At 71.5% G+C, this 20,927-nt stretch carries 15 protein-coding genes; 7 read left to right on the plus strand and 8 right to left on the minus strand.

Features of this window, described 5'->3' with window-relative positions; translation table 11 throughout:
• Positions 1-184: 184 nt before the first annotated feature.
• A complete protein-coding gene (gene mfd / locus ABD332_RS11270) occupies positions 185-3,775 on the plus strand; it encodes a transcription-repair coupling factor (RefSeq protein ID WP_344501757.1) in 3,591 nt (1,196 codons plus the stop codon).
• Between the two features lie 773 nt (positions 3,776-4,548).
• Here mfd and ABD332_RS11275 read toward each other — a convergent pair.
• Positions 4,549-5,364, minus strand: coding sequence for a WecB/TagA/CpsF family glycosyltransferase (locus ABD332_RS11275; RefSeq protein ID WP_344501758.1), 816 nt, complete (start codon positions 5,362-5,364; stop codon positions 4,549-4,551).
• Positions 5,365-5,443: 79 nt separating this feature from the next.
• On the opposite strand from ABD332_RS11275, the gene ABD332_RS11280 reads away from it, so the two are divergent.
• Together ABD332_RS11280 and ABD332_RS11285 are read left to right on the plus strand one after the other, a co-directional pair.
• The gene (locus ABD332_RS11280; protein WP_344501759.1) at positions 5,444-6,367 is read left to right on the plus strand and encodes a sulfotransferase; all 924 of its coding nucleotides are present in this window, start codon (positions 5,444-5,446) and stop codon (positions 6,365-6,367) included.
• Positions 6,364-7,290, plus strand: coding sequence for a glycosyltransferase family 2 protein (locus ABD332_RS11285; RefSeq protein WP_344501760.1), 927 nt, complete (start codon positions 6,364-6,366; stop codon positions 7,288-7,290). Before ABD332_RS11280 ends, ABD332_RS11285 begins: the two co-directional genes overlap by 4 nt.
• Positions 7,291-8,207: 917 nt before the next feature.
• Here the strand turns inward: ABD332_RS11285 and ABD332_RS11290 are convergent.
• Both ABD332_RS11290 and ABD332_RS11295 read right to left on the minus strand, forming a co-directional pair.
• Entirely contained in the window at positions 8,208-9,425 is a 1,218-nt protein-coding gene (locus ABD332_RS11290; RefSeq protein ID WP_344501761.1) for an NADP-dependent isocitrate dehydrogenase, read from the minus strand.
• A gap of 64 nt (positions 9,426-9,489) precedes the next feature.
• Positions 9,490-9,903, minus strand: coding sequence for a hypothetical protein (locus tag ABD332_RS11295; protein ID WP_344501762.1), 414 nt, complete (start codon positions 9,901-9,903; stop codon positions 9,490-9,492).
• Positions 9,904-9,995: 92 nt separating this feature from the next.
• On the opposite strand from ABD332_RS11295, the gene ABD332_RS11300 reads away from it, so the two are divergent.
• From ABD332_RS11300 to ABD332_RS11310, 3 genes are all read left to right on the plus strand, one after another.
• The gene (locus tag ABD332_RS11300) at positions 9,996-10,538 is read left to right on the plus strand and encodes a CGNR zinc finger domain-containing protein (protein ID WP_344501763.1); all 543 of its coding nucleotides are present in this window, start codon (positions 9,996-9,998) and stop codon (positions 10,536-10,538) included.
• A 20-nt stretch (positions 10,539-10,558) separates the two neighbouring features.
• Positions 10,559-12,124, plus strand: coding sequence for an outer membrane protein assembly factor BamB family protein (locus ABD332_RS11305; RefSeq protein ID WP_344501764.1), 1,566 nt, complete (start codon positions 10,559-10,561; stop codon positions 12,122-12,124).
• A gap of 1,010 nt (positions 12,125-13,134) precedes the next feature.
• Positions 13,135-14,064 (plus strand): serine hydrolase, encoded by a 930-nt coding sequence (locus tag ABD332_RS11310; RefSeq protein ID WP_344501765.1) that lies wholly within the window; start codon positions 13,135-13,137, stop codon positions 14,062-14,064.
• A gap of 49 nt (positions 14,065-14,113) precedes the next feature.
• Here the strand turns inward: ABD332_RS11310 and purH are convergent, their stop codons facing one another.
• Both purH and purN read right to left on the minus strand, forming a co-directional pair.
• A complete protein-coding gene (gene purH / locus ABD332_RS11315) occupies positions 14,114-15,646 on the minus strand; it encodes a bifunctional phosphoribosylaminoimidazolecarboxamide formyltransferase/IMP cyclohydrolase (RefSeq protein WP_344501766.1) in 1,533 nt (510 codons plus the stop codon).
• Entirely contained in the window at positions 15,639-16,250 is a 612-nt protein-coding gene (purN, locus tag ABD332_RS11320) for a phosphoribosylglycinamide formyltransferase (RefSeq protein WP_344501767.1), read from the minus strand. Before purN ends, purH begins: the two co-directional genes overlap by 8 nt.
• 209 nt (positions 16,251-16,459) lie before the next feature.
• Between purN and ABD332_RS11325 the strand changes: the two genes are divergently transcribed.
• Entirely contained in the window at positions 16,460-17,047 is a 588-nt protein-coding gene (locus ABD332_RS11325) for a DUF4190 domain-containing protein (RefSeq protein ID WP_344501768.1), read from the plus strand.
• Between the two features lie 229 nt (positions 17,048-17,276).
• Here the strand turns inward: ABD332_RS11325 and ABD332_RS11330 are convergent, their stop codons facing one another.
• From ABD332_RS11330 to sucC, 3 genes are all read right to left on the minus strand, one after another.
• The gene (locus tag ABD332_RS11330; protein WP_344501769.1) at positions 17,277-18,578 is read right to left on the minus strand and encodes a cell division protein PerM; all 1,302 of its coding nucleotides are present in this window, start codon (positions 18,576-18,578) and stop codon (positions 17,277-17,279) included.
• Positions 18,579-18,641: 63 nt separating this feature from the next.
• Positions 18,642-19,529, minus strand: coding sequence for a succinate--CoA ligase subunit alpha (sucD, locus tag ABD332_RS11335; RefSeq protein ID WP_344501770.1), 888 nt, complete (start codon positions 19,527-19,529; stop codon positions 18,642-18,644).
• A 5-nt stretch (positions 19,530-19,534) separates the two neighbouring features.
• Complete coding sequence (sucC, locus tag ABD332_RS11340; RefSeq protein ID WP_344501771.1) at positions 19,535-20,710, minus strand: ADP-forming succinate--CoA ligase subunit beta; 1,176 nt, start codon at positions 20,708-20,710, stop codon at positions 19,535-19,537.
• Between the last annotated feature and the right edge of the window lie 217 nt (positions 20,711-20,927).

Genomic DNA, 20,927 nt, shown 5'->3' on the forward strand with positions numbered 1-20,927 from the left:
CGGCTGGGACGGCGCTGTCCGTTTTCACCGGCATCGTATCGGCTACTACGACGCACCGTGCCGTTCCGGTGAGTCAGGTCTCAACTCTGTTTTGTCATACCCCAGGGATAGGCTGGGTACCGCTCGACATACCCCCGTCCTTCCTGGGCGCCGGGGTTGTTTGCCGTGCAGATGGGTTGCTCCAATGCCAAGACTGGCCGGTCTCACCTCCGCCGCACTGTCCGACCCGGCGCTCGCCCGCGCCCGTGACCTGGCCCGGGGCGGCCACAGCGACCAGGTCGAGCTGACCGCGCCGCCGGCGCTGCGCACCTTCGTGACGGCGGTCGTGGCGGCGGAGCGCCCCGTCCTCGCGGTCACCGCCACCGGCCGGGAGGCCGAGGACCTGGCCGCCGCGCTCGGCTGCCTGCTCGACCCCGCCGACGTGGTCGTCTACCCGGCCTGGGAGACCCTGCCGCACGAGCGCCTCTCCCCCCGCTCCGACACGGTCGGGCGGCGGCTCGCCGTGCTCCGGCGGCTCGCCCACCCCACCCCTTCCTCCGGGCTGCCGCGGGTCGTCGTGGCCCCGGTCCGTTCGGTGCTCCAGCCGCAGCTCAAGGGGCTCGGCGACCTGGAGCCCGTCGAGCTGGTCCCCGGCGGATCCGCCGACCTCGACGACCTCGTGGCGCGGCTGGCGCACCTGGCGTATGCGCGGGTCGACCTGGTCACCAAGCGCGGCGAGTTCGCGGTCCGCGGCGGAATCCTCGACGTGTTCCCCCCGACGGAGGAGCACCCGCTGCGGGTGGAGTTCTGGGGTGACGAGGTCGAGGAGATCCGCTCGTTCGCGGTCGCCGACCAGCGCACGATCGCGACGGTCGACCGGCTGTGGGCGCCACCGTGCCGGGAGCTGCTGCTCACCGACGAGGTCCGGGCCCGGGCCGCGGCACTGTCCACCGACCACCCGCAGCTGGCGGAGCTGCTGGACAAGCTCGCCGGCGGCATCCCCGTCGAGGGCATGGAGTCCCTGGCGCCCGCGCTGCTCGGCGACACCGACTCCCTCGAGCTGGTCCTGCACACCATGCCGGCGGGCACGCACGTGCTGCTGTGCGACCCCGAGCGCATCCGCACCCGCGCGCACGACCTGGTCCGCACCAGCGAGGAGTTCCTGGAGGCGAGCTGGGCCGCCGCCGCGGTCGGCGGGAAGGCGCCGATCGACCTGGGCGCGGCCGCGTTCAAGAGCCTGGCGGAGGTGCGCGCGGCGGCCGCGTCGCTCGGCCTGCCGTGGTGGTCGCTGAGCGCCTTTTCGCTTGCTCCTTCCGCTGATCATCTGGTTGATGAGCCTTGGCGGGCCGGCGAGGACGCTCCTGTCGTCGTCTCCGACGACGCCATCTCGATCACCCTGCCGGCGCAGCCCGCGCCGCTCTATCACGGTGAGACCGCCCGGGTCGTCGACGACCTGAAACGGCTCGCCGGTGACGGATGGCGGCTGGCGCTGGTCTTCGAAGGCTCCGGCCCCGCCCAGCGTGCCGTCGAGGTGCTGCGCGATGCCGGCCTGGGTGTGGTGCTGGTCGACGGCATCGCTTCGCTGCCCGACCCGGGCGTCGTCACCGTCACCACCGGCTCGCTGGGCAACGGCTACCTGGACGAGGGCGCCCGGCTGGCGATCATCACCGGCACCGACATCTCCGGCGGCCGGGGCGCGTCCACCAAGGACATGCGCAAGATGCCTTCGCGGCGGCGCAACCAGATCGACCCTCTTGAGCTGCGCACCGGCGACTACGTGGTGCACGAGCAGCACGGCATCGGCCGCTACATCGAGATGGTGCAGCGCACCGTCAACGGCGCCGACCGGGAGTATCTGGTCCTGGAGTATGCCGCCACCAAGCGCGGCCAGCCCGGCGACCGGCTCTTCGTGCCCACCGACCAGCTCGACCAGCTGTCGCGCTATGTCGGCGGCGAGACGCCCGCCCTGCACAAGATGGGCGGCTCCGAGTGGCAGAAGGCCAAGTCACGGGCCCGCAAGGCGGTCCGGGAGATCGCCGCGCAGCTCATCCAGCTGTATGCCGTCCGGCAGAATTCGCAGGGCCACGCGTTCGGGGCCGACACGCCCTGGCAGCGGGAGCTGGAGGACGCGTTCCCCTATCAGGAGACGCCCGACCAGCTCGCCGCGATCGAAGAGGTCAAGGGCGACATGGAGAAGTCGACCCCGATGGACCGGCTCATCTGCGGCGACGTCGGCTACGGCAAGACCGAGATCGCGGTCCGGGCCGCGTTCAAGGCCGTGCAGGACGGCAAGCAGGTCGCCGTGCTCGTGCCGACGACGCTGCTCGCGCAGCAGCACTTCAACACGTTCTCCGAGCGGGTCTCGCAGTTCCCGGTCGAGGTGCGGCAGCTGTCGCGCTTCCAGACCCCGACCGAGACCAAGCTGACCATGGAGAAGGTCACCGACGGCACCGTCGACATCGTCATCGGCACCCACCGGCTGCTGCAGACCGCGACCCGGTTCAAGCAGCTCGGACTGGTCATCGTCGACGAGGAGCAGCGCTTCGGCGTCGAGCACAAGGAGTTCCTGAAGCAGCTGCGGGCCTCCGTCGACGTGCTCACCATGTCGGCCACCCCGATCCCCCGCACCCTGGAGATGGCGATCACCGGCATCCGCGAGATGTCGACGATCGCGACCCCGCCCGAGGAGCGGCACCCGGTCCTCACGTTCGTCGGCGCGCAGGACGACAAGCAGGTCTCCGCCTCCATCCACCGCGAGCTGCTCCGCGACGGCCAGGTCTTCTACCTGCACAACCGGGTCGAGTCGATCGAGCGCGCCGCCCGCAAGCTGCGCGAGCTCGTCCCCGAGGCGCGGATCGCGGTCGCCCACGGCCAGATGACCGAGGAAGCCCTCGAGAAGATCATGGTCGGCTTCTGGGAGAAGGAGTACGACGTCCTCGTCTGCACCACGATCGTGGAGAGCGGCATCGACATCCCCAACGCCAACACCCTCATCGTCGAGCGCGCCGACCTGCTCGGCCTCTCCCAGCTGCACCAGATCCGCGGCCGCGTCGGCCGTGGCCGTGAGCGTGCCTACGCGTACTTCCTGTATCCGCCGGAGAAGCCGCTGACCGAGCACGCCCACGAGCGGCTCGCCACCATCGCGCAGCACACCGAGCTCGGTGCCGGCATGTATGTCGCGATGAAGGACCTCGAGATCCGCGGCGCCGGCAACCTTCTCGGCGGCGAGCAGTCCGGCCACATCGAGGGCGTCGGCTTCGACCTGTACGTGCGGATGGTCGGCGAGGCCGTCCAGCAGTTCAAGGGCGAGCGCCCCGAGGAGGAGGAGCCCGACGTCAAGATCGACCTGCCGGTCGACGCCCACCTGCCGCTGGAATACATCTCCGCCGAGCGCCTCCGCCTGGAGATCTACCGCAAGATCGCCGGCGCCAAGGACGGCGCCGCCCTCGACGAGATCATCGCCGAGATGAAGGACCGCTATGGCGAGCCGCCGCTGCCGGTCGCGAACCTCCTCGCGGTCGCGCGGTTCCGGTTCCTCGCCCGCACCTACGGCCTGACGGACGTGTCACTGCAGGGCAAGCACGTGCGCTTCGGGCCGCTGCAGCTGGCCGACTCGAAGCAGCTGCGGCTCAAGCGCCTCTACCCGGAGTCGGTCTACAAGTCCGCTGCCGACACAGTCTCCCTGCCCCGCCCCTCCACCCGCCGCATCGGCGGCGAGCCCATGCGCGACACCCAGCTGCTCGACTGGGCCGCCGAGCTGCTCAAAACCGTCCTCGGCGACCCGGTCCCCGCCTGACCGCCTCCCCTTCCCCGGCAGCCCGCTCCCGCCGCCCGCAGACCCGACGACCGCTGGGCCGCCGGCCGCCGCCCATGCTCGTGATCCAAGTCGCGTGGTGGCTGTCCGGACGGCCAGGGTCGTCCTTGGATCAACCGTTCCCGCGGTGCGCTTCGCTCTGGTCGCCCGGCTTACGGTGTCCGCGTGCGGGTGCCGTTGTGCCGTGTGGTGTAACGGTCGCGCCCGCCTCGGCCGATGGCCACGCACAGACTCCGTCTGCGCGTCCCGGGCGGCGTGGGCACGGTTCGTGCCGTGGTCGCGGTGATGCTCCCCGGCCACCGTCCACACCTGGTCCCGCGCCGTCGAGGGCATCATTCGGTGCTTCCGCCGGCTTTCATCACCGGTGCCCAACACTCCGGACGCCCGCGCGTTGCGTGCCGTCGTTGGCCCACAGTCATGGCAATGCGTTCGGATCGTGCCGGATCTGTCGCCACCGCCGTTGGACAAACCCTTCATTGATCCAAGTCGCCCAACGGCCACGCCCGCGACCACGACCGTCCTTCGATCAACAACGCCGGACCCTGCACGACCACCAAACTCCACCCGGCCACGGCAACGACCGACATCCGCGTCGTCCAGCGGTTGCCTCCGCGGCCAGGACCGTCCGTGGATCACCATCCACCGCTGGGTCGTGCGCCGGCGTCAAAGGGCATCCGACCACGGCCACCGTGATCCAAGTCGTTCAGCGGTCGTGGACGCGGCCAGGGGCATCCTTCGATCAGAGGTTCGGCGGGTCAGGCGCGGTGGGCGGGGCGGTGGGTCAGGCGGTGGTGCAGTGAGCGGGCGAGGAGGGCGGCGGCGAACGGGGCGTCCTCGCGCAGGTAGCGGCGGGCCAGGCGGCGGGGCTCGCGGGCCAGGCGGTCGAGCCACTCCAGGCCGGCCTTCTGCATCGCCGGGTTCGCGCGCTGGATGTCGCCGGCCACGAAGTTGACGGCCGCGCCGCAGCCCAGGAACCACGTGCGGGGCAGGGCGGCCCGGAGGCGGCGGATGAGGTGCTCCTGGCGGGGGAAGCCGATGCCGACGTACACCATCCGCGGGTCGGCGGCGACGACCGCGTCGCACACCTCGGCGAGGGTGGCCGGGTCCTTGTCGAAGCCGAACGGCGGGCAGAGCGTGCCGGCGATCCGCAGGCCCGGGAAGGTGTCGGCGAGGACCAGTGCGGCCCGGTGCGCACCGTCGTCCTCGCCGAGGTCGCCGGGGGTGCCACCGAGGATGAAGACGCCGTGGTCGTCGGCGGCGAGCGCGCGGGACAGCGACCAGATGAGGTCGGAGCCGGTGACGCGGGCGGGGAGGTTCCAGCCGGCGAGGCGGGCCGCCCAGACCAGTGGCGTGCCGTCGGCGACGACCAGGTCAGCCTCCCGGAGCTGGGCGCGCAGGTGCGGGTCGCGGGACACGTGGCGCAGGATGTCGACGTTCGGCGTGACGATCCAGCCGCCCTCGCCACGGGCCAGCGCCGACCGTACGTGCGAGACGACCTCGGCCTCGGTCAACGGGTCCACGGAGAGGCCGCCGAGAGGGACCCGCCGCCAGCGTGCTCTGGTGTGCAGCATCGTTCATCCGTAATTCGTCGTTAGAGGTAACAGATGCCAGCACAGCTGGCATATCTACCAAAACGACCAAGGAGGACGGTTGGTACGCGTTCTGTTCCTCGGCGGGCTCGGGCGCAGCGGGACCACCCTGCTGGAGCGCCTGCTCGGCGAGCTGCCCGGCGTGTGCCCGCTCGGCGAGGTCGTCCACCTGTGGGAGCGCGATGTCGCCGGTGACGAGCGCTGCGCCTGCGGGGCACACTTCTCGTCCTGCGACTTCTGGCAGGCGGTCGGGGAGAAGGCGTTCGGCGGCTGGCAGCAGGTCGACGTGTGGCGGGTGCTCGCGCTGCGGCACGCGGTGGAGCGGACCCGACACATTCCGCGGTTGGCGAGTGTACGGATGAGCCCCTCCCACCGGCTGCTCGTCGAGGAGTACGCGGACTGGTACGCGCGGCTGTACGAGGCGGCGGCGGTCGTCTCCGGGGCCCAGGTGCTCGTCGACTCCTCGAAGCACGCGGCGCTGGCGTACTGCCTGCGGTTCGCGCCGAGCATCGACCTGCGCGTCGTGCACGTGGTGCGGGACAGCCGCGGCGTCGCGTACTCCTGGACGAAGAAGGTGCGGCGGCCCGAGACCGACGGCGCCGAGGAGATGACCCGCTACTCGCCCAGCCGGTCGGCCCTGCTGTGGAACGCGCACAACACCGCGCTGTCGGTCCTGCACCGCTGCGGCGTACCGGTGATGCGCGTCCGCTACGAGTCGCTGCTGGACTCCCCGGCGACGGTACTGTCGGAAATTTCGGACTTCGCCGATCTGGCGGGAGGCGGGATGGACTTCCTGCACGGCGGCACCGCCGAGCTGGGGCCGTGCCACAGCGCCGCCGGCAACCCGATGCGCTTCACCGTCGGCCCGGTCCCGCTACGCCGCGACGACGCCTGGCGCACCGCACTGCCCGGGCGGCAGCGACGGGTCGTCAGCGCGCTCACCGCACCGCTGCTCGGCATGTACGGCTACCGGGGGGCCCGATGAACACCACCGGTCACTGGCCCAGCGTGGGTGTGGTCGTACCGACGCGAAACCGCCCTGAACTGCTCGCCCGCGCCGTCGAAGGCATCGTCGCCCAGGACTACCCGGGACCCGTGCGCACCATCGTGGTGTTCGACCAGCACGACCCCGACGCCGGCCTGTGCCGCGGCGGCGACCGCCCGCTCGACGTGCTGCCCAACCTGCGCAAGCCCGGCCTCGCCGGCGCCCGCAACACCGGCATCGTCGCCCTGGACACGGATCTCGTCGCGTTCTGCGACGACGACGACGCCTGGACCCCGACGAAGCTGCGGCGGCAAGTGCACGCGTTGCAGCAGCGACCGCAGGCGGAGTTCTGCACGGCGGCGATCGAGGTCGAGTTCGGCGACCGCCTCACCCCCCGCCTGGCGGGGGCGTCCCTCGTCGGCCTCGACGACCTGATCCGGTCGCGGATGTCGATGCTGCACTCATCGACGTTCCTGGTACGCCGCTTCGTCTTCGCCGACGACGAGATGGGCCTCGTCGCCGAGGACGCCCCCGGCAGTCAGAACGAGGACTGGGACCTGCTCCTGCGTGCCGCCAAGCGCGGCGAGATCGTCCACGTCGACGAGCCCCTCGTCCGCGTCCTGTGGGGCCGCACGTCGATGTTCGCCTACGAGTACGCCACCAAGATGGCCTCCCTGCGCTGGATGATGACCCGCCACCCGGAGATCGCCGGCTCCGGCACCGGCGCCGGCCGCGTCTACGGCCAGCTCGCCTGCTGGTCCGCCGCCTCCGGCAACCGCCGCGACGCCTGGCTCTGGACCAAGGCCGCCATGCGCTCCAACTGGCGCGAACCCCGCGCCGCCATCGCCCTGGCCGCCGTCACCGGCGTGGTCAAGGTCGAAAGCGTCCTGGGCGCCCTCCACCGCCGCGGCCACGGCATCTGACCCCACCCGCCCCCGGCTCGCCCGAACCCTGACGCTCGTGTCCCCGGGCGAGCCACGCCGCCGCCCGGGCAGCCCGTCCTGCCCGACCAGACCTCGTGCCACCTGCCTGCACAACACCTGGCACCGCGACCCGCCCAAGGCGCTCAGTCTCGAACAGGCTCCGCAGAATTCGGGTCACCGATCCCGACATCTCCGCCGAACCAGAACGCACGAGATGCTGGCCCGGCTCGCCCCACACCGCCGCGGTGGCGGCCCTCACCACGGGCGGCACCACGCGGGATACCGGCCGACTCGGCGCATCCTCACAGCTCACACCACTGGCCACCGCACTGCTTTCGGCAGCATTCCTCACCACGGACGGCACCACGCGGGATTCCGGCCCGACTCGGCGAACCCTCACAACTCACACCGCACTCCCGCGGCGGCAGTTCCTCGACACGCGGACGGCCGACCCGGCTCGACGCACTCGGACGGCTCGCACCGCGGACAGCACCACGCGGGATACCGGCCCGACTGGGCGCACCTTCACAGCCCACACCGCACTCCCGCGGCGGCAGTTCCTCGACACGCGGACGGCCGGCCCGGCTCGACGCACTCGGACGGCTCGCACCGCGGACAGCACCACGCGGGATACCGGCCAGGCTGGGCGCACCTTCACGGCCCACACCGCTCATCACCGCGCTCCTGCGGCGGCAGTCCTCACCGCGGTCCTCAACGCGCGGGCGGGACCGCGCGGGCGGCTGGTGCGGCTCGACCCGCTCGGACGGGTCGCGCTGCTCGTCACCGCGCTGCGGCGGTGGTGTTCCTCTGTCAGCGCCGCGGCGGCCGGGGCCGTCGGCGACGCGATCCGTCGGGCAGTGCGGGCGGCCGGAGTGTCCGCGCGGGACACCCCGGCCGGTCCGTCGTGGTCGTGCTGATCAGCCGGCGAGACGCTTCGCGAGGTTCTGGTCGAGCGCGTTCATGAACTCGTCGGTGGTGAGCCACGGGGCGTCGCGGGAGATGAGCAGCGCGAGGTCCTTGGTCATCTGGCCGGCCTCGACGGTGTCGACGCAGACCTGCTCCAGGGTGTTCGCGAACGCGGTGACCTCGGGGGTGCCGTCGACCTTGCCACGGTGGGCGAGGCCGCGCGTCCAGGCGAAGATGGACGCGATCGGGTTGGTCGAGGTCTTCTCGCCCTTCTGCCACTGGCGGTAGTGCCTGGTGACGGTGCCGTGGGCGGCCTCGGCCTCGACGGTCTTGCCATCGGGAGTCATGAGGACGCTGGTCATGAGGCCGAGCGACCCGAAGCCCTGCGCGACGGTGTCGGACTGGACGTCGCCGTCGTAGTTCTTGCAGGCCCAGACGAAGCCACCCTCCCACTTCAGGGCGGCGGCGACCATGTCGTCGATGAGGCGGTGCTCGTACGTGATGCCGGCCGCCGCGAACTCGTCCTTGAACTCGGTCTCGAAGACCTCGGCGAAGAGGTCCTTGAACCGGCCGTCGTAGGCCTTGAGGATCGTGTTCTTGGTCGAGAGGTAGACCGGGTAGCCGCGGTCGAGACCGTAGCGCAGCGAGGCGCGGGCGAAGTCGCGGATGGAGTCGTCGAAGTTGTACATGCCCATGGCGACACCGCCGCCGGGGAACTTGGCGACCTCGAACTCGATCGGCGCGCCACCGTCCTCAGGGGTGTAGGTCACGGTGACCTTGCCGGGGCCGGGCACGACGAAGTCGGTCGCCTTGTACTGGTCGCCGTGGGCGTGACGGCCGATGATGATCGGCTTGGTCCAGCCCGGGACGAGCCGCGGGACGTTGGACATGATGATCGGCTCACGGAAGACGACGCCGCCGAGGATGTTGCGGATGGTGCCGTTCGGCGACCGCCACATCTTCTTGAGCTTGAACTCCTCGACCCGGGCCTCGTCGGGGGTGATCGTCGCGCACTTGACGCCGACGCCGTGCTCCTTGATGGCGTTGGCCGCGTCGATCGTGACCTGGTCGTCGGTCTGGTCGCGGTACTCGATCGACAGGTCGTAGTACTTCAGGTCGACGTCGAGGTACGGCAGGATCAGCTGCTCGCGGATCTGCTTCCAGATGATGCGGGTCATCTCGTCGCCGTCGAGCTCGACGACAGGGTTGTTTACCTTGATCTTCGCCATCGGCCGGGCGCTCCTCTCGCGGGCTTGCTTCGCTTAGCAGTACGAGCGTACTGCATCGAGCGGATCACGAGCCGAGGACCCCGACCCCCAGGCTGAGCACGCCCGCCGCGAGCGACAACGCGCCGATCCAGACCATCACGATGGCCTTGCTGGGCGCGGTGCGCCCCTTGCCCGCCGACGCCGCGAAGAACCCGCCCGACATAAGGATGGCGGCAGCCAGCACACCGCCTCGGGAGAGCCAACCGAGGACCCCGTCGATGCGGGCCAGGTCGGCATAGAGGATGCCCACGAGCCCGAGGGTGACCAGGACGCCGGCGTGGGCGTGCCCGGCACGGGCGAAGGCCTGCTGGAACGGTGTCATCGGCACGTCGCCCCGGACGATCTTGGTCAGGAACCAGCCGCCGACCTCGATCGTCACGATCGACAGCAGGGCGATGCCAGCCAGGATGCGGCCGGCGTCGGTGAATTCGAACTGCATCGCGCCTCTCCCCGTCACTGCCAAGTTAAGCTATGCCAGTGACGTTAGCTGGGATGGGCATCACTGGTCAAGGCGAGATAGACAGTTACGTGTTGAAGCACGTCGAACTGTGCCTGGACCTGGTCAACGACCTCACAGTGACGCCGCGACAAGGCCGCCACCTCGGCGTGGACCAGCGGATCGGCGACGCGTTCACCGACCTGGCCGAGAGCGAACGGTGGCAGAAGTTCCCGCTGGCCGGCGCCGACGTCGACGTCCTGACCGAAGCCGCCGTCCGGCTGCGGGTCGCGGTGGACGCGTGCATCGCCGGCGACCTGCACAGCGCCGCCCGCGCGCTCAACGAGGTGCTCGCCGATCACGGCGCGGTGCCCAACCTGCACGGAGCCGCCGTCCTCGCCTTCCACGCCGTCGACGCCAACGTCGTCGACGCGTGGGCCGCGGAGTCGGCCACCAGCCTGGCGTTTCTCGTCGGCACCCGGCAGACGCACCGGCTGGGCACGTGCGAGGCCGAGGCGTGCGACGCCTACTTCCTCGACGTCACCAAGAACACGTCGCGGCGGTTCTGCTCGCTCGCGTGCCAGAACCGGGCGAAGTCCGCCGCGTACCGGCAGAAGCGCCGCGTGAAATTGTCGTAGGTACCCGGCATCCTGTTCCCGTGAACCCCGTGATTCGCGGCGCAGGCCTCCTGGCGATCGCCCTCGGCACCATCGCCGTCATCGCCGGCCTCGTGCTGCCCTGGACCATCGCCGGCAGCCGCCACCCCGACCTGGTGACGGTCGCCGGCATCGTGTTCCTCGGGCCGCTGATCAGCGGGCTGTGCGTCGCCTACACGCGGGCCGAGCCGCGCCGCTTCCGCCTGACCGCGGCCGTCGCGGCCGTCGCCGGGCTCGCCGCGACCCTGGTCGCCGTCGGCCTCGCCAGGCTGGTCGAGCCGAGCGCGGGCGTCGGGCTCGGCGGCCCTGTCACCGTCGCGGGCGCGGCCGCGGCTGCCCTCGGCTGGGTGCTGCTCACAGCCTCCGGGCCAGGCGCGCTGCCGTCTGCCACCCGACCGTGGCTCGCGATTGCCGCAGCGGGTGTCGTACTGGTGATCGTGGCCGGATTCGGCGTCGATTATGCCCGCGAGGGTCGTTTCGTCGACTCAACCACGGCCGGCGACCCGCCCCCGGCCGGCGGCGACCAGACCTGGCCGCTGCCATATGTCGGGGTGCAGCTCGTCGGCGTCCACGACCAGCTGGCGATCGTGCGGGCCGAGGACGGCGTGCGGGCCGTGTGGTTGTCCAGCGGCGCCGTCGCTTGGCGCTACCTGCGCTCCGACCTGCCGACCCAGACCGCCGGTTTAGTGGACGGCACGGTCGTCGTGGTCTTCGGCACCGACGACGGCGTTCTCGTCGCGGCCCTGGATGCCGGCAGCGGTCAGGTGCGCTTCTCCGGCCGGTACACCTCCGGGAAAATGGCATCCGTCCACGGCGCGGGCAAGACCGTCGTGCTCGCCAGCGCCGGCATCGGTGCGGGCGACCTGCTCGCCATCGACGCGACCACGGGCACGCTCCTGTGGCGGTGGACCCCCGCGCGCAACGGCGGCCCCTGCGACGTCACCGACCTCGCCACCACCGCCGAGACGGTCGCGGTCGCCCTGCGCTGCCGCGCCCAGGGCGTCGATGACGTCGCCGTCGGCCTCACCGCCACCACCGGCGCGGAGCGCTGGTCCTGGCACACGGTCCAGCGCAGCGCCACCGAGCTGCGCGTCCATTCCACCGGCGACGGCTTCGTCACCATCACCGGCACCTCCCCGCGCCGCGCCGTCTTCATGGACGCCGTCACCGGCACCGTCGGCACCCGCCACGACCCCGCCGGCGCCTTAGCCGTCGCCACGCCGTCCGGCCTGCTCCTGTACGCCGAGCCCAGCGGCGAACGCGCCCACCTCACCGCCGTCGACCCGCACACCGGCACCGTCAAGTGGGATGTCGGCCTGCCGGGCCTCGGCTCCCACCAGCCTCTGACCGCCACCACCACCGCCGACAAGGCGTACGTCGTCTGGCGCACCCCGGACGGCCGCCTCCGGCTGATCGGCGCCCGCACCACCGACGGCAGCGCCACCGAGGACCGCACCATCACCTGCCCCACCCGCTGCCCCGAGGTCTCCGTCGCCGCCACCCCCGCCCACGCCGTCGTCACCACCAGGGAGGACAAGGCCACCGAGCTGTACCTGAGCGTCACCTGACCCGTCGCACCCCGCGGACAGCCGCACCCCGCCCCGCCCGCAGCCCGACGTCCACCGCCGCCGGGCCGCATCACCGAGGTGAAGCGGCCCGTCCCAGCCGGCGGGCAGCGGATCGGGCCCGCATCGCCCGAACGAAGCGGGCCAACTCACCCGGCGGGCAGCGGGCGGGCCGGTTGGCGTGCAACGGGCGGGCCGGTTGGCGTGCAACGGCCCCGGCGCACATCGCCTGAAGTGGAGCGGGTCGCCCCACCCGGCGGGCAGCAGGCCCGTTACCCCGGGTCGGGCGGGCTGCGGGCCGTCCTGGTCGGCGGGCAGCGGGCCGCCCTGGTCGGCGGGCAGCGGGCCGCCCTGGTCGGCGGGCAGCGATCTGCTCGACCCGGCAGGCCAGGCCTGCATCGCTCAGCAGACGACCGGTCAACGCGTGGGCGGGCAGCAATCGGCCGAGCCGGCAGGCGATTGCTCAGCCCGCTTGGCAGGCAGCAAGGCGCAGGTTGGCAGGTAGCGCAGGGTTGGCGGGCTTGTCCGGCTAGCCCAGCAAGCCGGCCCATGAGCACGCGCTGGCCCCGCTGACGGCAAGCGACTCGGCACCGTCCTGCGGGCCGCGACTCGGCAGCCCGGCGAACGGCAATACCGCAATACGGCATCGTCCTGCCGACATGCCCGCCACGACCGGCAAGTACGGCCCGGCTCGCCCGATTGGCCGCTGCGGCTTCATGTGCGAGCGGCGGCGATTGCTGGACCGGGGCATGCTCCGGCGCTGATCCTTACGTCGCCGGGTCTACTCAGAGGACGCTTGCCGCCGCCATCACGAAACGGGCTTCTCCCCGGCGTTCAGAAAGAGTGGTGGTCGGCGAGGGTGACGACGTTGGCGAGGAGCATGGCTCTGGTCATCGGGCCTGCGGTGAGGGCCTTGACCGGAAGCGGGGCTCGGCCTTGATGGCGGCCGCGGTGGCCTTGCCGGCGGGCAGCGTTGCCGTCACGGGGTTGATCCTGCCGCTAGAGTTCCGGGGGTGTCCGTCCGGCGGTGGCTTGTCCCTCTCCTCACCATCTTCGCCCTCGCGGCGTGCGGAAGCGACAAAGCACCGCAGAACGCCAGCCAAGCGCCGGCCAGCGAGAGTGTCAGCGCCGGCGCGGCGGAGGCCGGCGTCGGGGCGCGGCAGGCGGGCGCGAGCGCGAGCGCCAGCCCCACGGTGAAAGCGAGCGCAGGTAGCAGAGAAGCCAGCGCCGCCGCGTTCGTGAAGCAGCAGCCGGGGACGTTCGGCGTCGTGATCCGTGACCGGCAGACCGGCACGGTGTGGAAGGCGGGCAACACGACCGCCACCACCTGGACCGCGTCGACGATCAAGCTGGCGATCGCCACCGACCTGCTCGACCGGCACCGGCAGGGCGCGATCACGCTGGACGGCACCGACCGGGCCAACCTCGACAAGGCGCTGATCAGCTCCGACAACGACGCCGCGACCGCGCTGTGGAACCGGTACGACGGGCCGGGGATGCTCGGGCGCTTTCAGCAGAAGTTCGGCATGCGCACCCTGAGCGTGGTCCCGGGGTACGACACGTTCTGGCGGAACCTGCGGTGCAGCGCCGACGATCTGCAGGCGCTCATGGGGTACGTGCTGGAGAAGCTCGACCCGGCGGACCGCGCCTACCTCACGAAGACGCTGCGCAACGTCGCGAGCAACCAGCGCTGGGGCGTGTGGGCCGCCGGCAGCACCCTCAGCCCCGGCAACAAGGACGGCTGGGCGCAGAAGCCGGTCAACGGCAAGACGGTCTGGGTGACGCACACCGTCGGGTTCGCGGGCGCCGGGGAGCGGTACGTCGTGGCCGCCATGTACGAGCAGGGCGCGAGCGGCACCCTCGGCAAGGGCGCCCATGCGGTGAGCGACGCGGTGGCGATGTACTTCGGCGCACCGGTACCGGCGAAGATCACGACACCATGAGCAACGGGCCCGGCAAAAAGCCGGGCCCGCAAAAAACCGCAAACAGTGCTCAGTGGAAGAAGTGCCGCGTCCCGGTGAGGTACATCGTGACCCCGGCGGCGCGGGCGGCCTCGATGACCTCCTCGTCGCGGATCGAACCGCCCGGCTGCACGATGGCGGTGATGCCCGCCTCGATCAGCCCCTGCGGCCCGTCGGCGAACGGGAAGAACGCGTCGGAGGCGGCGACGGAGCCGGCGGCCCGGTCACCCGCGCGGGAGACGGCGAGGCGCACGGAGTCGACCCGGTTGACCTGACCCATGCCGACGCCGACGGTCGCGCCGCCGGAGGCGAGCAGGATCGCGTTGGACTTGACGGCCCGCACGGCCCGCCAGGCGAACTCGAGGTCCCGCTTGACCTCGGGCGAGGCCTCGGAGCCCGTGACCAGCGTCCAGTTGGCGGGGTCGTCGCCGGGCGCGTCGACGCGGTCGGCGGCCTGCACGAGGACACCGCCCGAGATCTGGCGGGACTCGACGGGGGCGGGCGTCCAGGCTGGGGCGCGCAGGACCCGCAGGTTCTTCTTGGCGGTGAGGACCTCGACGGCGCCTTCCTCGTACGCCGGAGCCACCACGACCTCGGTGAAGATCTCGCTGATCTGCTTCGCCAGGTCGATGGTGACGGGCGCGTTGACCGCGATCACCCCGCCGAACGCGCTGACCGGGTCGCACGCGTGCGCCTTGCGGTGGGCCTCGGCGACGTCGGCGCCGATCGCGATGCCGCACGGGTTGGCGTGCTTGATGATCGCGACGCACGGCTCGGTGAAGTCGTGGGCGGCGCGCCAGGCGGCGTCGGCGTCGACGTAGTTGTTGTAGGACATCTCCTTGCCGCCGAGCTGCTCGGCCTGCGCGAGACCGGGCGCGGCGGCCGGGTCCACGTAGAGCGTGGCGCTCTGGTGCGGGTTCTCGCCGTACCGCAGCGTCGCCGAACGACGCAGCGCCGTGCCAGAAAAGTCCGAACTCTCCCGCGCGAACCACGCCGCCACCGCAACGTCGTACTCGGCAATGTGCGCAAAAGCGACACCAGCAAGCGCGCGGCGCTCGTCCAACGAAAAACCGCCGGAGGACAGAGCGGACAAAACGGCGCCGTATGAAGCGGGCGACGTCACAACGGCCACGGAGGGGAAGTTCTTCGCCGCCGCCCGCACCATCGCCGGCCCGCCGATGTCGATCTGCTCCACGCACTCGTCGTCAGACGCGCCCGACGCGACGGTGTCGGTGAACGGGTACAGGTTGGAGACGAGCAGCTCGAACGGCTCGATCGACAGCTCGGCGAGCTGCGCGGCGTGCGACTCGAGCCGCAGGTCGGCCAGCAGCCCGGCGTGCACCCGCGGGTGGAGGGTCTTGACCCTGCCGTCGAGCGTCTCCGGGAACCCGGTGAGCTGCTCGACCTTGGTGACCGGCAGGCCGGCCGCCTCGATGCGGGCCGCTGTCGAGCCGGTGGAGACGAGCTCGACGCCGGCGCCGGCGAGGGCGCGCGCGAGGTCCTCCAGCCCGGTCTTGTCGTAGACGCTGATGAGCGCGCGCCTGATGGGACGGCGGTTAGCCACGACCCAACCTGACCTTTCGTTCGTTGACGGTCCAGCCTTCGCGGGCCATCCGGCCGACGGTGTCGACCAGCTGGCGGCGCTCGGCCACCTTGATCCGCTCGAGGAGGGTCTCCTCGGTGTCGTCGTCGAGGACGGGCACCGCGACCTGCGCGATGATCGCCCCGGTGTCGACGCCGCTGTCGACGAAGTGCAGCGTGGCGCCGGCGAGCTTCACCCCGTAGGCGAGCGCGTCACGCGGCCCGTGCATGCCCGGAAACGCCGGGAGCAGCGCATTGTGCGTATTCACGTATCGCCCCTCGAATGAGGCGAGGAACCGCGGCCCGACCAGCTTCATGAACCCGGCCGAGACGATCAGGTCGGGGGCGAACCCGGCGCACGACGCCGTCAGGAACGCGTCCCACTCGTCCCGGGTGGGAAACGACGGCACGGCCGCCACGAAGGTCGGCACCTCGTGCTTGGCGGCCCTGGCCAGACCCTCGATGTCGGGCCGGTCCGCCCCGACGGCCACGACCGTGGCACCGTAGGAAGGGTCCGCGGAAGCATCGAGGAGTGCCTGCAGATTGGAGCCGGAGCCGGACACGAGCACGACAAGCCGAACGGTCACCGTGAAACTCTACCGACCGGGTCGGCCCTGCTCAGCGTCGGGCCGGGTGACATATGGCGATGAAAGCCGCAAGTTGCCGATGTTCCACCGTTCTGCCACTGCGAAGATTTGATCCTGGCCAGTACGCTGCCGAAGTTCCGTATCACCCTCGGGACTAACCTGATGCGAACACGGAGCAACAGACGTCCCCAGCCTTAGGAGCCACCGCAATGGGCTACCCACCACAGGGCCAGGATCCGTACGGGCAGCAGCAGCCGTACCAGGACCCCTACGGTCAGCAGCCGCAGTACGGCCAGCCGCAGTACGGGCAGCCGCAGCCGGACCCCTACGCCCAGCCGCAGCAGCCCGCGTACCAGGACCCCTACGCGCAGCCGCAGCAGCCGGCCTACCAGGACCCGTACGCGCAGCAGCCGCCGGTGTCCGGCACCCCGTACCCGACGTCGGGCGGTGGCTACCCCACCTCCGGCGGCGCGTACCCGCCGGCCGGCTACGGCACCCCCGGCTACCAGCAGCCCGGCTACGGGCAGCAGCAGCCGCAGAACACGCTCGGCCTCGTCTCGATGATCCTCGGCATCGTGTCGATCCCGTTCGCCTGCTGCTACATCGGCCTCCTGCTCGGCGCCGCGGCGATCGTGCTCGGCTACCTCGGCCAGCAGAAGGTCAAGCAGGGCCTGGCCAACAACGGCGGCATGGCCCTCGCCGGCATCATCACCGGCGCCGTCGGCGTCGTGATCGAGATCGCCATCTGGGTGCTGTACTTCGCGGGCGCGGCGAGCGGCTGGTTCTACACCTACTAGCCCACCCCCTGCGCACGACGCAATCGCCCGGTCCGCTGTCCGCAGCGACCGGGCTGTTTGCGTTTTTCATCTTGTACCGGTAGCGCGACGCCCGACTCAGGGCGCTTCGCCGAATGGGCGACCGGGACCTGCCGGCCGGTGCTGCTGATCCGCGTGCCGCACAGGGGAGCTCACACGTCGCCGGCTCGTCCGGGCGGCGACTCGTACCGGCGACGGCAACCGGAAACGGTCAGGGGCTGCCCTGCCGGACCCGCAGCGCGATCTTCGTGGCGGCCGTGGCGAGGACTGTGCCGATCGTCACCATCAGCATCGCGACGAACGCCACCTCCCCCGCCCGCGGGCCGACCACCTCCAGCCCGCCGGCGCCGACCGACCCGCTCGCCGCGACGGACATCAGCCCGAGCAGCAGCCCCGCGACCGGTCCGGCGAGGGCCGCCGCGCCGAGCAGCGGCAGCCAGCCGCGCCCGGTGTCGCTGCGCAGCGACCGGCGGGCCAGCAGCCAGCCCGCCACCAGCGCCGCGGCGAGGGGCAGGCCGAGCAGCAGCGGCGCCCAGCCGGTCGCGGGCGTGGACGGCAGCCCGGCGAGCAGTGGCACCGCGGGCAGCCGGCCCATCGACACCTCGGCGGCGCTGATCGTCGTCTCCGCGCCGATGTTGAACCCGGGGCCGACGAGGTAGCTGGCGCTCCACGCCGCGACGTCCGGGATGTAGAAGCCGCACAGGACGACGAGCCCGACCTGCCCCGCCACGCCGGTGTGGTAGTCGTCGATGATCTGGCCGGCGTCGCTCGCGCTGACCGCGATCGCCATCCCCGCGACCGCCGCGCCCGCGCCGAGGATCAGCAGCGCCGCGACGGCACCGGTGCGGGTCGCGTCGCGCAGGACGCCCGGCAGCCGGCCGGCGAGCCGGGCGATCGCGCGGGCCTCGACGAACGCGCCGAGCCCGCCCGCCAGCAGCCCGAACCCGGCGAACGTGAACCCGGCGCCGACGACTGAGACGTCCACGCCCTTGTGACCGGCGACGATCGCGACGATGGCGCCGAGCAGCCCGTACACGACGGCGATGCACCCGGCGGCCCGCGCGGCGGGCCAGGGGCTCCACGCACCGCCGGGCTGGCGGGCCCGGGCACCGACGGCGCGGGCGGTGTGCACGCCGGCCCGGTAGACGCGCCAGACGGCGACGGCGGTCAGCCCGAGCGGCGCCAGGGAGAGCGGGCCGATCCCGGTGTCCAGCGCGACCCAGTGGGCGAGCAGCCAGCCGGCCGCGCCGACGCGCAGGATCTGCATCAGGGGCGCGCCGGAGCTGTCCACGGCGTGCAGGAGCCACACCACGACGAGGGTCGGCACGAGCGTCACCACCGCAGCCCACAGCGTGGTGACGGTGGCGGCGAGGATCAGTGGGGCACGCCGGGCAGGGCGCCGCCCCGGGGGCCGGCCCCGGGTGGAGCGCCGCTGGATCGGCAGGCGGACGGTCTCCCGCTCGGCCAGCCGGGTCTGCGCCCTTTCGTCTGGTTCCTCTGGGGTGGTGGGCATCGCTCTTAACTCTGTCAAAGACAGGACGGCCGGTCACTCACCCCGGCCGTCCTGAATTTGCTTTTACAGTGCCTTGACGAGGTCCCGCATCAGGTTGGCGGTCTCGGTGGGGGTCTTGCCGACGCGGACGCCGGCGGCCTCCAGGGCGAGCTTCTTGGCGTCGGCGGTGCCCGCCGAGCCGGAGATGATCGCGCCGGCGTGGCCCATGGTCTTGCCGGGCGGCGCGGTGAAGCCGGCGATGTAGCCGACGACCGGCTTGCGCACGTTGGCCTTGATGAAGTCGGCCGCGCGCTCCTCGGCGTCGCCGCCGATCTCGCCGATCATGACGATCGCCGCGGTCTCCGGGTCGGCCTCGAACGCGGCGAGCGCGTCGATGTGCGTGGTGCCGATGACCGGGTCGCCGCCGATGCCGATGCACGTCGAGAAGCCGATGTCGCGCAGCTCGTACATCATCTGGTAGGTCAGCGTGCCCGACTTGCTCACCAGGCCGATCTTGCCGGGGCCGGTGATGTCGGCGGGGATGATGCCCGCGTTGGACTTGCCGGGGCTGGCGATGCCGGGGCAGTTCGGCCCGATGACGCGGGTCTTGCTACCGCTGGACTGCAGGTGCGCCCAGAAGTTCGCGGTGTCGTGCACCGGCACGCCCTCGGTGATCACCACGGCGAGCGGGATCTGCGCGTCGATCGCCTCGAGCGTCGCGGACTTGGTGCCCGCCGGCGGGACGAAGATGACGCTCGTGTCGGCGCCCGTCTGCTCGATCGCCTCGGCGACGCTGGCGAAGACCGGCAGCTTCGTGCCGTCGAAGTCGACCTGCGTGCCGGCCTTGCGCGGGTTGACGCCGCCGACCACGTTCGTGCCCGCGGCGAGCATCCGCCGGGTGTGCTTGGAGCCCTCGGCACCGGTCATGCCCTGGACGATGACCTTGCTGGACTCGGTCAGCCATACCGCCATGGTCGTTACACCCCACTCGCTGCGAGCTCGGCGGCGCGGCGGGCCGCCCCGTCCATCGTGTCGACCCGCTCGATCAGCGGGTTGGCGGCGTCGTCGAGGATCCGGCGACCCTCCTCGGCGTTGTTGCCGTCGAGGCGGACCACGAGCGGCTTCGACACCGTCTCGCCGCGGTCCGTGAGCAGCTGCAGGGCCTGCACGATGCCGTTGGCGACCGCGTCGCAGGCGGTGATGCCGCCGAAGACGTTGACGAACACGCTCTTCACGTCCGGGTCGCCGAGCACGATCTCAAGACCGTCGGCCATGACCTGGGCGCTGGCGCCGCCGCCGATGTCGAGGAAGTTGGCGGGCTTGCTACCGAGGCCCTCGCCGGCGTACGCGACGACGTCGAGCGTCGACATGACCAGGCCCGCGCCGTTGCCGATGATGCCGACGTTGCCTTCGAGCTTCACGTAGTTGAGGTTCTTGGCCTTGGCCGCCTGTTCGAGCGGGTCGGCGGCGGCCTTGTCCTCGAGCGCCTCGTGGTCCGCGTGGCGGAAGCCCGCGTTCTCGTCGAGGGTCACCTTCGCGTCGAGGCACAGCACCGTGCCGTCGGCGGTCTTCGCGAGCGGGTTGACCTCGACCAGCGTGGCGTCCTCGGCGATGAACGCCTGCCACAGCTTGACCGCGATCGCCACGACCTGGTCGGCGACCTCGGCGGGGAACTTCGCCTGCTCAACGATCGCGCGGGCGGTGGCCTCGTCGACGCCCTTGACCGCGTCGATCGCGACCTTGGCGACCTTCTCCGGCGCGTCGTGCGCGACGGTCTCGATCTCCATGCCACCGGCGACGCTGGCGATGCACAGGAACGTGCGGTTCGCCCGGTCCAGCAGGTACGAGAAGTAGTACTCCTCGGCGATGTCGGCGGTGGTCGTGACCATCACCTTGTGGACCGTGTGGCCCTTGATGTCCATGCCGAGGATGTTGGTGGCGTGGCTGGTCGCCTCGTCGGCGCCCTCGGCGAGCTTCACGCCGCCGGCCTTGCCACGACCGCCGACCTTCACCTGGGCTTTGATGACAACCCGGCCGCCGAGTTCCTCGGCGATCGCACGGGCCTCTTCAGGGGTCTCGGCGACGCCGCCGCCGAGCACAGGCAACCCGTGCTTGGCGAAGAGGGCGCGCCCCTGGTACTCGTACAGGTCCACAGTGGTCCCGTTCCGTCAACCGTGCCGCCTGCCCCATCGCGAGGACGGCTCAACGCTCGCAGCCTAACCAGGTCTGAACAGGCTGCGACTTGGCGGGTGCGGGGTGTGCCCGATTCCACAGCCGCTCCCTCTTTAGAGGGACGCCGCCCGGCGTGCGTAACCGGGCCCGGCGGCCGTCGTTGAGTGCAGTGTCGGCCCGCCCGCAGGGGTAGGGCCG

Source organism: Dactylosporangium maewongense (genome assembly GCF_039531485.1).
GTDB classification, from domain to species: Bacteria; Actinomycetota; Actinomycetes; order Mycobacteriales; family Micromonosporaceae; genus Dactylosporangium; species Dactylosporangium maewongense.